General features: G+C 68.1%; 9 protein-coding genes. 8 read left to right on the top strand and 1 reads right to left on the bottom strand.

Annotated elements, in window-relative coordinates; translation table 11 throughout:
• Positions 1-9 precede the first annotated feature (9 nt).
• The 5 genes from AC3ANX_RS01495 to AC3ANX_RS01475 all read left to right on the top strand — a co-directional run bounded on the left by AC3ANX_RS01495 (position 10) and on the right by AC3ANX_RS01475 (position 6,159).
• Complete coding sequence (locus tag AC3ANX_RS01495; RefSeq protein WP_488335284.1) at positions 10-978, top strand: class I SAM-dependent methyltransferase; 969 nt, start codon at positions 10-12, stop codon at positions 976-978.
• Positions 975-1,484, top strand: coding sequence for a GNAT family N-acetyltransferase (locus AC3ANX_RS01490; protein WP_488335283.1), 510 nt, complete (start codon positions 975-977; stop codon positions 1,482-1,484). Before AC3ANX_RS01495 ends, AC3ANX_RS01490 begins: the two co-directional genes overlap by 4 nt.
• Positions 1,481-2,242 (top strand): peptidoglycan editing factor PgeF, encoded by a 762-nt coding sequence (gene pgeF / locus AC3ANX_RS01485; RefSeq protein ID WP_488335282.1) that lies wholly within the window; start codon positions 1,481-1,483, stop codon positions 2,240-2,242. Before AC3ANX_RS01490 ends, pgeF begins: the two co-directional genes overlap by 4 nt.
• Before the next feature lie 165 nt (positions 2,243-2,407).
• Complete coding sequence (locus tag AC3ANX_RS01480; RefSeq protein WP_488335281.1) at positions 2,408-3,727, top strand: cystathionine gamma-synthase family protein; 1,320 nt, start codon at positions 2,408-2,410, stop codon at positions 3,725-3,727.
• Positions 3,728-3,846: 119 nt separating this feature from the next.
• Positions 3,847-6,159, top strand: coding sequence for a GH92 family glycosyl hydrolase (locus tag AC3ANX_RS01475; RefSeq protein WP_488335280.1), 2,313 nt, complete (start codon positions 3,847-3,849; stop codon positions 6,157-6,159).
• A 21-nt stretch (positions 6,160-6,180) separates the two neighbouring features.
• Here the strand turns inward: AC3ANX_RS01475 and AC3ANX_RS01470 are convergent, their stop codons facing one another.
• Complete coding sequence (locus AC3ANX_RS01470) at positions 6,181-7,089, bottom strand: LysR family transcriptional regulator (protein WP_488335279.1); 909 nt, start codon at positions 7,087-7,089, stop codon at positions 6,181-6,183.
• A gap of 146 nt (positions 7,090-7,235) precedes the next feature.
• Between AC3ANX_RS01470 and AC3ANX_RS01465 the strand changes: the two genes are divergently transcribed.
• From AC3ANX_RS01465 to AC3ANX_RS01455, 3 genes are read left to right on the top strand one after another with little or no spacing between them, the layout of a single operon-like run.
• Entirely contained in the window at positions 7,236-10,472 is a 3,237-nt protein-coding gene (locus AC3ANX_RS01465; protein WP_488335278.1) for an efflux RND transporter permease subunit, read from the top strand.
• Positions 10,465-11,619, top strand: coding sequence for an efflux RND transporter periplasmic adaptor subunit (locus AC3ANX_RS01460; protein WP_488335277.1), 1,155 nt, complete (start codon positions 10,465-10,467; stop codon positions 11,617-11,619). Before AC3ANX_RS01465 ends, AC3ANX_RS01460 begins: the two co-directional genes overlap by 8 nt.
• Positions 11,609-13,009 (top strand): efflux transporter outer membrane subunit, encoded by a 1,401-nt coding sequence (locus AC3ANX_RS01455; protein WP_488335276.1) that lies wholly within the window; start codon positions 11,609-11,611, stop codon positions 13,007-13,009. Before AC3ANX_RS01460 ends, AC3ANX_RS01455 begins: the two co-directional genes overlap by 11 nt.
• The last annotated feature ends 4 nt before the right edge of the window (positions 13,010-13,013 follow it).

Below are 13,013 nucleotides of genomic sequence, written 5' to 3'. Positions count from 1 at the left end.
GCGCAGTTCATGGCCGCCGCCAATGCGCACTATTATGCGACGCGCGATCCCCTGGGCGCGGGCGGCGATTTCACCACCGCGCCCGAGATCAGCCAGATGTTCGGCGAGCTGATCGGGCTGTGGGCGGCCGACCTGTGGGACCGTGCCGGGCGGCCGGAGGTGGCGTGGGTCGAGTGCGGCCCCGGTCGCGGCACGCTCACCGCCGACGCGCTGCGCGCCGCCGCCGGCGCGGGCTTCGCGCCGCCGGTGCATTTCGTCGAGAGCAGCCCGGTGCTGCGCGCCGCCCAGGCGGAGCGCGTGGCCGGGGCGATCTGGCATGACGACGTGACGACCCTGCCCGAGGACGTCGCGCTGATCGTCGTCGCCAACGAATTCTTCGACGCGCTGCCGATCCGCCAGCTCGTCCGCACCCGCGATGGTTGGGCGGAACGGTTCGTCGCCTGCCAGGACACGTTGTTCCTGCCCGTCGCGGGCAAGCCGGTGCCGCCAGAGATCATCCCCGAGCCGTTGCGCGATGCCGCGCCGGGATCGATCATCGAGACGTCGCCCGCCAGCGTCGCGATCTTCCGTGCGCTCGCCCGGCAGGTGGCGCGGCAGGGCGGCGCTATGCTGACGATCGACTATGGCTACGAAGGCCCGGCGATCGGCGACACCTTGCAGGCGGTACGCGGCCATGCCTTCGCCAACCCGTTCGAACAGCCCGGCGACACCGATCTGACCGCGCATGTCGATTTCGCCACGCTCGCGGCCGGTGCGGCCAAGGAAGGCGCGGTCGCGTGGCCGCTCGTAGGGCAAGGCGATCTGCTGCGCGCGCTCGGCATCGACGCACGCGCCGCCACGCTTGGCCGGGCCGCGCCCGACCGTGCCGACGGTATCGCCGCCGATCGCGCGCGGCTGGTCGAGGAGATGGGGGCGCTGTTCAAGGCGCTCGCCGTCACCGCGCCGGGTTGGCCGCAGCCGGCGGGGTTCTTCGCGTGATACACTACCGCGACGCGCGCGCCGCCGACGCCGCGCCGCTCTCCGCGATGGCGCGGCAATCCTTCGTGGAGACGTTCGGCACGCTGTACAGCCCGTCCGATCTGTCCGGGTTCCTCGACGATGCGTTCGGCGTCAATGGGTTTGCCGCGCAACTTTCCGATCCCGATTTCACCGTGCGCCTCGCGGTGGCGGAGGGCGAGATCATCGCCTTCGCCAAGATGGGGCCGGTCACGTTCCCCGGCGAATGGCGACCCGATGCGATCGAACTCTATCAGTTCTACGTGCTCGCGCCCTGGCAGGGACAAGGCGTCGCGCAGGAGATGATGAACTGGGCGATCTTTCACGCGCGCGACCATGGCGCGCGCGAGATCATCCTCAGCGTCTATGTCGACAACCATCGCGCACGCCGCTTCTACGAACGCTACGGTTTCGAGGAGATCGGCGCCTATGCCTTCCGCGTCGGCGAGACCATCGACGACGATCGTTTGATGAGACTGGTGATATGACGGTGGAAATCAACCGCGCCCGCGCGCTCGACGGGGTCGCGCATGGCTTCCTGGGGCGGCGCGGCGGCGTGTCCGAGGGGATTCACGCCGGGCTCAACGTCGGGCTTGGGTCGGACGACGATCCGCAGGCGATCGCCGAGAACCGGCAGCGTGCGGCCGAGGCGGTGCTGCCCGGCGCAGCGCTCGTCACGCTCTATCAGGTCCATTCGGCCGATACGGTGACGGTGCTCAGCGCGTTCGAGGAGCGGCTGCGCCCGCACGCCGATGCGCTCGTAACCGATCGGCCGGGGCTCGCGCTCGGCATCCTCACCGCCGATTGCGCGCCGGTGCTGCTGGCGGACCGCGCGGCCGGCGTGGTCGGCGCGGCGCATGCCGGGTGGAAGGGTGCGCTCGGCGGGGTCACCACCTCCGCCATCCTCGCGATGGAGACGCTGGGCGCGCGGCGCGAGCGCATCGTCGCCGCGATCGGCCCGTGCATCGCGCGCGCCAGCTACGAGGTCGACGACGCGTTCGCGATGCGCTTCGGCGCGGCCGACCCGGAGAACGAGCGCTTCTTCTCGGGTGGGCGCGACGGCCACCACCAGTTCGATCTCGAAGCCTATGTCGCGCACCGGCTGGCCAGCGAAGGCGTCGGCCGCGTCGAGATGCTGGGGCTCGACACCTATGCCGACGAGGACCGTTTCTTCAGCTTCCGCCGCGCGACGCATCGCGGCGAACCGGGCTATGGGCGGCAGGTGTCGATCATCGGCCTGGCCTGATCGTCGCCCCGGCGCAGGCCGGGGCCGCTGCGTAGCTTTGGCGAGCCGAGTGCCCCGCACCCAGCGCCCCGGCCTGCGCCGGGCGACGGATGGGGTGCTGCCTTTTCCCACCCAAATCGTTACATCTGCAACAGACCCGCATCGGCGGGCACGCAGGAGACGAGCATGACCAAGGAAACCGAAGCCGATCTCACCGGCGGTGCACCCCAGCGCCGCGCCAAGCCGGCACTCGAATCGATCGGCGATCGCAAGCTCAGCCCCGCGACGCGGATGATGGGGCACGGCTATGATCCCATGCTGTCCGAAGGCTCGCTCAAGCCCCCGATCTTCCTCACCTCCACCTTCGTCTTTCCCAATGCGGCGGCGGGCAAGCGCCATTTCGAGGGCGTCACCGGCAAGCGGCCCGGCGGTGCGGACGGCCTCGTCTATTCGCGCTTCAACGGCCCCAATCAGGAGATCCTCGAGGACCGGCTCGGCGTGTGGGAGGAGGCGGAGGATGCACTCGCGTTCTCCTCGGGCATGTCGGCGATCGCCACCCTGTTCCTCGCGATTGTCGCGCCGGGCGACACGATCGTCCATTCCGGCCCGCTCTATGCCGCGACCGAGACGCTGATCGCGCGCATCCTCGGCAAGTTCGGGGTCAAGTGGCTCGACTTCCCGGCGGGTGCCACCCGCGAGGAAATCGACGCGGTGATGACGGAGGCAGCCAAGGGCAAGGTCGCGCTGATCTATCTCGAAAGCCCCGCCAACCCGACCAACGCGCTGGTCGACATCGAGGCGGTGGCGGCGAGCCGCGACGCGATCTTCGCCGACGCGGCCGAGAAGCCACCGATCGCGATCGACAACACCTTCCTCGGGCCATTGTGGCAGCAGCCGCTGCGCCACGGCGCCGATCTGGTGGTCTATAGCCTCACCAAATATGCCGGCGGGCATAGCGATCTCGTCGCAGGCGGCGTGCTTGGCAGCAAAGCGCACATCAACACCATCCGCGCGATGCGCAACACGATCGGCACGATCTGCGACCCGCATACCGCGTGGATGCTGCTGCGCAGCCTCGAAACGCTCGAACTGCGCATGAGCCGCGCGGGCGAGAATGCGGCGAAGGTCTGCGCCTTCCTCGACGGGCATCCCAAGGTTGAGCGGGTCGGCTATCTCGGCTTCCTCGAAGCGCAAGGCGATGCGCGACAGGCCGACATTTACCGGCGGCATTGCCTCGGCGCGGGCAGCACCTTCTCGCTGTTCCTCAAAGGCGGCGAGGCGGAGAGTTTCCGCTTCCTCGATGCGCTGCGGATCGCCAAGCTCGCGGTCAGCCTCGGCGGCACCGAAACGCTGGCCAGCCATCCCGCCGGCATGACCCACCTGTCGGTGCCCGAAGCGCGCAAGGCGGCGCTGGGCATCACCGACAATCTGGTGCGCATCTCGATCGGGGTGGAGGATGCCGGCGACCTGATCGCCGATTTCGAACAGGCGCTGGCGGCGATCTAGGATCGACTCCCGATCCGTTCGTGCCAAACCTGCTTCGACGTCGCTCGGCACGAACGGATAAGGACATCAAATTGGCTTTTTCGGTGGCGGGGCGGCGGCGCGCCTGCTTAACTCCGCCGATGCGCCATCCCCTTCTGCTCGCCGTCCTGCTCGCCTCCACACCGCTCGCCGCGCAGACCGCACCCGCGCCGATCGACGCGGTCGATCCGATGATCGGCACCGGCGGCGAGGGCCACACCTTCCCCGGCGCGACCGCGCCGTTCGGGATGGTGCAATTATCGCCCGATACCGACACGCGCTGTCAGGTCCGCGAATGCTACAGTCACGCCGCCGGCTATCGCTACGAAGACCCGACGATCCAGGGGTTCAGCCACACGCATTTCTCGGGCGCGGGGCATAGCGATCTTGGCGACGTGCTGGTGATGCCCGCCGCCGGCGCGCGTGTCGAACTCGATCCCGGCGATCCCAAGCAGCCCGGCACCGGCTATCGCTCGCGCTTCGACCACAGATCCGAGGTCGCGCACCCCGGCTATTATGCGGTGACGCTCGCCGACAGCAAGGTGCGCGCCGAGCTCACCGCCGGCACGCGCATCGGCGTGCATCGCTACACCTTCCCGGCGGGACAGGCGGCGCATCTGCTGATCGACCTGCGCTCCTCGCTGTACGATTATCCCGGCAAAGTGTTGTGGTCGGGACTGCATCTGCGCGCGGACGGCACGCTCACCGGCTTTCGCGAAACGCGCGGCTGGGCGCCGGGACGCAAGCTGTATTTCGCGATGCGCTTTTCTGCGCCGCCGACCGATCACGCCTTCCTCGATCGCGAGGAGAAGGTGATCTACAAGGGCTTTCAGGGTCCGGGGCGCGGCAGCGATGCGCTGGCCGAGAAGCTGGGGCGGGCGCTCGAGGCGCGGCTCGATTTCGGCACACTCGCCGCACCGCTTGAGGTCAAGGTTGCGCTGTCGGGGGTGGACGAGAACGCCGCTGTCGCCAATCTCGCCAGCGAACCCGGCGGTTTCGACGCGATCCGCAAGCAGACCGCCACCGCGTGGAGCAAGGCGCTCGGCGCGGTGCAGATCGACGCGCCCGCGCCGATCCGCACCAGCGTCTATACCGCGCTCTACCATGCCCTGCTCGCCCCGAGTGTCTGGAGCGATGCCGACGGTCGCTATCGCGGGCCGGACGATCAGGTCCATCAGGCCAAAGGCTTTACCGTCCGCTCGACCTTCTCGTTGTGGGATACGTTTCGCGCCGAACATCCGCTGCTCACGCTGGTCCAGCCCGAACAGACCACCGCCGATGTCGTGCAGTCGCTGGTGGCGAGCCAGCAGCAGAGCCCCGACGGCATCCTGCCGGTCTGGCAGTTCGCCGGGCGCGAGACGTGGTGCATGATCGGCTATCACGCCGTCCCCGTCATCGCCGACGCCTATCTGAAGGGCCTGCGCGGCTTCGATGCCGAGGCTGCGCTCGCGGCGATGGTGGCGAGCGCCGACCACCGCGCCTACGGTGGCTTGGGCGAGTATATCGATCGCGGCTATGTGCCGATTGACAAGGAGCCCGAGGCGGCGTCCAAGACGGTCGAGTACGCCTTCGACGACTGGTCGATCGCGCGCATGGCACGCGCGATGGGCAAGACCGCGATCGCCGACCGCTTCGAGAAGCGCGCGGGCAACTGGCGCAACAGCTTCGACGTGAAGACCGGCTGGCTGCGCGCGCGGCTGTCGACCGGAGCCTTCCGCACGCCGTTCGATCCAACCGCGATCAACTATGGTTCGGATTATACGGAAGGCAATGCCTGGCAATATAGCTGGTTCGTGCCACAGGACGAGGCGGCGCTGATCGCCACGCTCGGCGGCGACGCCAAGACGATCGCCAAGCTTGATGCGATGTTCGACTATGACAACAGCAAGCTCGATTACAGCCATGCCGAGGATATCGCCGGGCTGATCGGCCAATATATTCACGGCAACGAGCCGAGCCACCACGTCGCCTATCTGTACGATTATGCGGGCGCGCCGTGGCGCACGCAGGAACGGCTCAAACAGATTGTCGACAGCCAGTACAAGCCGACCCCGCAGGGCCTCGCCGGCAACGACGATCTCGGCCAGATGTCGGCGTGGCTGGTGTTCACCGCGCTCGGTTTCTACCCCGTCACGCCGGGCTCGAACCAATATGTCATCGGCCGCCCGTTCGTATCGCGCGCGGTGCTGGCCCTGCCGAACGGCAAGCGCTTCACCGTGGTGGCGGACGGGCTGTCCGATGCGAACCGCTATGTCGGCGCGGTGACGCTCGACGGTAAGCCGCTCACGCGCAGCTTCGTGACCGATGCGGAGATCCGGCGCGGCGGCGAACTGCGCTTCACCATGGCCGCGACTCCGAACAGGACGTGGGCGAGCGCGCCGGCGGCACGGCCCTTCTCGATGTCGGCGCGCTGAGCGCGTCCAGCCGGAAACGGATCAGCCCGCGCCCGGCGTCTCCAGCATCGCGAGGAAGTTGCGGCACGGCAGCGTCGCATCGCGGTGGTGCACCAGCCACAGCATGATCGACGCGGCCTCATCCGCGATCACGCGGTAGGTCAGCATCGGCGATTGCAGCGTGCGCAGCGATTCGACCACCACCATCACACCGACCCCCGCCGCCGCCAGCCCGAACAGCGTCGTCACGTCGGTGACGACCTGCGCGATGCGCGGCTCGATCCCGCTGTCGCGCAGCAGATCGAGCAGGGTGCTGGTGAACGTGCTGCGTTCGTTCGAATAGAGGACGAGCGGCTCGTCGGCGAGATCGGCGATCCGCACGCTGTCGTGCGCGGCGAGCCGGTGCCCGGGTGGACAGGCGACGTAGAGCCGTTCGCTGAGGAACGGCTGCGCGACCAGCGTCTCGGGCAGGTCGGGCAGCATCCGGCCGCGCTGGAACGCCGCGTCGAGCAGATGATCCTCGATCTGCTGGAAATGGTCCGCGCCCGCGATCTCGCGCAGTACCAGCGCCACTTCGGGATAGCGGCTGCGGAACGCGGCGATCGCGTTCGAGATCGCCGGCACGAACGGCGCCGAGGCGCTGAACCCGATCGCGAGTTCGCCAAGCTCGCCGCGGGCCGCGCGCCGCGCCACCGAAACGGCGTTGTCCGCCTCACGCAAGGTTGCGCGCGCGGCATCGAGGAACAGCCGACCCGCCGGGGTGAGCGCGACGCGCCGACTGGTGCGTTCGAGCAGCCGCACCTGCAACTCCTCCTCCAGCGCGCGGATCTGCTGGCTGAGCGGGGGTTGCGAGATGCCGAGGTGCGTGGCCGCCCGCGCGAAATGCAGATCCTCGGCGACCTGAACGAAATAGCGGAGGTGGCGTAGCTCCATGATTGATAGGGCTACCATATCAATCATGCCGTAAACAATATTGGACAGCGATGTTTCAGCGGCGCACTTCGCCGCATCGCACAAGAACCCACGTCGGCGATTTTCCTCCCTATGACACGCGCACGGCTCGTACCGCCGCACCCGTCCAGCTTCGGAACCCAACGATGATCGGTATCGTCCGAACGGCGCTCCAGCGCCCGTTGACCTTCATCGTGATGGCGATCCTGATCGCGATCATCGGCGTGCTGACCGCGATGCGCACCCCGGTCGACATCTTTCCCGACATTCGCGTGCCGGTGATCGCCACCGCCTGGCAATATGCCGGTCTGCCGCCGGACCAGATGAGCGGGCGCATCATCACGCCGTTCGAACGCGTGCTGACCACCACCGTCAACGATATCGACCATATCGAAAGCCAGTCGCTGCCCGGCATCGGGGTGGTGAAGATCTATTTCCAGCCGGGCGCCGACATCCGCACCGCCACCGCGCAGGTGACGTCGGTCAGCCAGACCGTGCTCAAGCAGCTTCCGCCGGGCATCACCCCGCCGCTGATCCTCAACTACAATGCGTCGACCGTACCGATCCTCCAGCTTGCGCTGTCGGGCAAGGGGCTGAGCGAAGGGCGCATGTTCGATCTCGCGCAGAACCAGATCCGCCCGGGTCTCGTCGTGGTGCCGGGCGCCGCCGTCCCCTATCCATCGGGCGGCCGCACGCGCCAGATCCAGATCGATCTCAACCCCGAGGCGCTCCAGTCGAAGGGGCTGTCGGGTCAGGACGTTGGCAATGCGATCGCCGCGCAGAACCAGATCAACCCGGCCGGTTTCGCCAAGATCGGCAGCTTCCAGTACAGCGTGCAGCTCAACAACGCGCCGAGCACGATCGAGGAGCTGAACGCGCTGCCGATCAAGGTCGTCAACGGCGCGACCATCTATATGCGCGACGTGGCGCACGTCCGCGACGGTTCGGCCCCGCAGACCAACGTGGTGCACGTCGACGGCTCGCGCTCGGTGCTCATCACCATCCTCAAGAACGGCGCGACCTCGACGCTGGCGATCGTGCAGGGCATCAAGGATGCGCTGCCCAAGATCCAGGCGACCCTGCCGCCCGAGTTGAAGGTGGTGCCGCTCGCCGATCAGTCGCTGTTCGTGAAGGCGGCGGTGGAGGGCGTCATCAAGGAAGGCGCGATCGCCGCCGCGCTCACCTCGCTGATGATCCTGCTGTTCCTGGGCTCGTGGCGGTCGACCGTCATCATCGCGATTTCGATCCCGCTCGCCATCCTGTCGGCGATCATCGCGCTGGCGGTAACGGGAAACACGCTCAACACGATGACGCTGGGCGGCCTCAGCCTCGCGGTCGGCATCCTCGTCGACGACGCCACGGTGACGATCGAGAACATCAACTGGCACCTCGAACAGGGCAAGCCGGTGATCCAGTCGATCCTCGACGGCGCCGCGCAGATCGTAACGCCGGCGTTCGTCTCGCTGTTGTGCATCTGTATCGTGTTCGTGCCGATGTTCTTCTTACCCGGCGTGTCGGGCTTCCTGTTCGTGCCGCTCGCTCTGTCGGTGGTGTTCGCAATGATCGCGTCGTTCATCCTGTCGCGCACGCTGGTGCCGACGATGGCGATGTACCTGCTCAAGCCCCATGTCGCGCACGATCACGCCAGCGACAGCGGCATGGACGCGGCCGATCACGACCAGCACGCCGCCGGTGCGCCGGCGTCGCGCAACCCGCTGGTGCGCTTCCAGCGTGGGTTCGAGCGGCAGTTCGAAAAGGTCCGTAGCGGCTATGTCAGCCTGCTCGAACGCGCGCTCGGCGCGCCCAAGCCGTTCGTCATCGGCTTCCTCGTCTGCGTCGCCGCATCGTTCCTGCTGGCGCCGTTCCTCGGCGAGAACTTCTTCCCGTCCGTCGATGCCGGTCAGATGGCGCTCCACGTCCGCGCGCCGGTCGGCTCGCGCATCGAGGATACGTCGGCCGAGTTCGACCGCATCGAACGCCGGATTCGCGAAGTCATCCCGGCGAACGAGCTGGTGTCGGTGGTCGATAACATCGGCCTGCCGGTCAGCTCGATCAACACGACCTATAACAACTCCGGCACGATCGGCCCGCAGGACGGCGATATCCTCATCCAGCTAAGCGAGGGCCACAAGCCGACTGCGGGGTACGTCCAGAAGCTGCGCGAGGAGCTGCCCAAGGCGTTCACCGGCACGACCTTCTCGTTCCTGCCCGCCGACATCACCAGCCAGATCCTGAACTTCGGCGCGCCTGCCCCGATCGACATCCAGGTGACCGGCAAGGTGGACGCGCAGAACCAGGCGCTCGCCAAGGAGATCCTGCGCCGGATCGGCACGATCCCCGGCATCGCCGACGCGCGCATCCAGCAGTCGGCGCGTTACCCGCAGCTCAACGTCGATATCGACCGCAGCCGCGCTGGCCAGTACGGCCTCAACGAACGCGACGTGACCAACAGCCTCGGCAACGCGCTCGCGGGTACGTCGCAGACCGCGCCGGTCTATTTCCTCGATCCCAAGAGCGGCGTGTCCTACCCCGTCGTCGCGCAGACGCCCGAATACCAGATCGGTTCGCTCAGCGATCTCGCCAATGTGCCCGTCACCGCAGCGAACGGCGGCAGCGCACAGATCATCGGCGGCATCGGCAGCATCAAGCGCGCCAATGCGGCGGCGGTCGTCTCGCACTACAACATCGCGCCGGTGACGGACGTGTACGCCACCACCAACGGCCGTGATCTCGGCGCGGTGGCGGGCGACATCAACGCGGTGCTCAAGAGCCTGAAGGACAAGACTCCTAAGGGCGTCACCGTCACGCTGCGCGGCCAATATGCGACGATGCAGACCGCCTTCTCCGGTTTAGGCTTCGGTCTGGTGGGTGCGATCGTGCTGATCTACCTGCTGATCGTGGTCAACTTCCAGAGCTGGCTCGACCCGTTCGTCATCATCACCGCGCTCCCTGGCGCGCTCGCCGGCATCATCTGGATGCTGTTCATCACCGGCACCACCCTGTCGGTGCCGGCGTTGACCGGCGCGATCATGTGCATGGGCGTGGCAACCGCGAACGCGATTCTGGTCGTCAGCTTCGCGCGCGAACGGCTGGTCGAACTCGGCAACGCCACCGCCGCCGCGCTGGAGGCGGGGCAGGTCCGCTTCCGCCCGGTGCTGATGACCGCGCTCGCCATGATCATCGGCATGCTGCCGATGGCGATGGGCTTCGGCGAGGGCGGCGAGCAGAACGCGCCGCTCGGGCGCGCCGTGATCGGCGGGCTTACCGTCGCCACCTTCGCGACCTTGATGTTCGTTCCCGTCATCTTCAGCCTGGTGCATCGCCGCCACGGCAAAACCGCACCCGGCGCGACGCCGGACCATCTGGAGCTTGCACATGCCTGAGGGCAACGGCCGCAATTTGAAGACCATCGGCGCGGGCGGCGTGATCGCCGCGGTGGCGATCGTCGGTGTGGGCATCGCGACGCGCTCGCATTCGGAAAGCCAGCTCGCCACCTGGACGGCGACGCAGGCGGTGCCGACCGTCACCGTCATCCGCCCCGCGCAGAGCAAGGCGGCAAGCGCGCTGGTGCTGCCCGCCCAGCTTGCCGCACTGCAATCCGCGCCGATCTACGCGCGCACCAGCGGCTATGTCCGTAAATGGCTCGTCGATATCGGCGACAGCGTGCGGCAGGGGCAGACGCTCGCGGTGCTCGACGCGCCCGAGGTCGACCAGCAGCTCGCCGCCGCACGCGCCGACTACCAGACCGCACGCGCCAACCAGCAGCTCGCCGCCAGCACCGCGACGCGCTGGAAGACGATGCTCGCCAAGGATGCGGTGTCGAAGCAGGAAACCGACGAGAAGGTCGGCGATCTCGCCGCCAAGACCGCGCTGACCAACGCCGCCAGCGCCAACGTCAACCGGCTGCAATATACGCAAGGCTTCACCCGGCTGATCGCGCCGTTCTCGGGCGTCGTCACCACCCGCTCGACCAACGTCGGTTCGCTGGTGACGGCGGGGAGCGCCGCCTCGACGCCGCTGTTCACCGTCGCCGACATCAGCCGCATCCGCATCTATGTGAAGGTGCCGCAGGCCTATTCCGCGCAGGTCCATCAGGGCATGGAGGTGAAGCTCACCCTGCCCGAATACCCCGGCCGCACCTTTACCGCGCAGATGACGCGATCGGCCGATGCGGTCGACACCGGATCGGGCACGGTGCTGGTCGAATTGCAGGCCCCCAACGGCGACCGCGCGCTGAAGCCCGGCGCCTATGCGCAGGCGAGCTTCCCCGTCACCGGACACGGCAGCGCGGTGGAGCTGCCGGCCAGTGCGATGATCGTCGGGCAGAACGGCACGCAGGTCGCGGTGGTCGGCGCGGACGGTCGCGCGCTCATCAAGACGGTGACGATCGGCCAGGATCTCGGCGACCGCGTGCAGATCAGCGCCGGCCTCTCGCCGAACGACCGCGTGATCGACAGTCCGCCCGATTCGCTGCAATCGGGCGACAAGGTGCAGGTCGCAACCGCCCGGAGCGCGGCCAGTGGCAAATAAGACCGGCTGGCTGCTGACGCTGACGGCCGCATTGCTCGGCGGCTGCTCGCTCGCCCCCGATTACCAGCGCCCGGCCACGGTCGCCGCCCCCGCCTACAAGGAAGCGGCGCCGTGGCAGCCCGCCGCCAGTACCCCGGCGCCGGCCGGCAAATGGTGGGAAGCGTTCGGCGATCCGGCGCTCAATCCGCTGGAGGAGCGGATCGAGAAGGGCAATTTCGATCTTGCCGCCGCGGTCGCGCGCTACGATCAGGCGCGGTCGCTGGTGCGACAGGCGCGCGCCGATCTGTTCCCGCAGATCAGCGCGGACGCGAGCGTCGACCGCACCCGCCTGTCTGCCAATCGCCCGGTCGCGCGCGGGCTCGCCTCGACGCAGACCGACAAGATCGTCGGCGGCTCGCTCGCCTATGAACTCGATCTGTTCGGGCGGGTGCGCAACAACATCGCCGCGGGCACCGCCAACGCGCGCGCCTCCGCGTTCGACGTGGCGGGGGTGCGGCTTGGGCTCCAGAGCCAGCTTGCCGCGACCTATTTCGATCTGCGCGGGCTCGATGCGCGGATCATCCTGCTCAACCAGACCGTTGCGTCCTACCAGCGTGCGTTCGACCTGACCGACACGCGCCACAGCGGCGGCATCGCCTCGGGCATCGACGTCAGCCGCGCGCAGGCACAATTGTCGAGCGCGAGGTCCGAACTCTCCTCGGTCGAGATCGACCGTGCGCGCGACGAACATGCCATCGCCGTGCTCGTCGGCGAAACGCCCTCGACCTTCGCGATTCCGGTGGCCGACGACCAGACCCGCCCGCCGGCGATCGCGCCCGGCCTTCCCTCCACCCTGCTCGAACGTCGCCCCGACATCGCGGCGGCCGAGCGGCGCGTCGCCGCCGCCAACGCGCAGATCGGCGTGGCCCGGGCGGCGTTCTTCCCCAACGTGACGCTCGGCGCGCAAGGCGGGTTCGAATCGATCGGCGGCGACTGGCTCAACACCGCCAGCAGCTTCTGGGCGCTCGGCCCCGCGCAGGCGGTGCTGACAGTGTTCGACGGCGGCCGGCGCGCGGCGCAGGTCCGGCAGGCGCGCGCGCAGTTCGACGAGGCGGCGGCGAACTACCGCCAGACGGTGCTGACCGCGTTCCGCGAAGTCGAGGACGATCTCGCGCAGCAGCGGCTGCTCGTCGCCGGCGAAGCCAATCAGGCCGCCGCCGCCAAGGCCGCCGAGCGGACCCGCGATCTCGCACTGATCCGCTACCGCGACGGTGCATCCGACTATCTCGAGGTCGTCACCGCACAGACCGCCGCGCTCGATGCTGAACGCGCCCTGCTCCAGTTGCGCACGCAGCAATTGCAGGCGGCGAGCGACACCTTCCGCGCGCTCGGCGGCAATGCCGGGCAGTAAACAT

It is taken from the genome of Sphingomonas sp. BRN-1R (assembly GCF_057748035.1).
The sequence above is the reverse complement of the archived record's forward strand: the minus strand, read 5'-3'. Positions and strand labels throughout refer to the sequence as shown.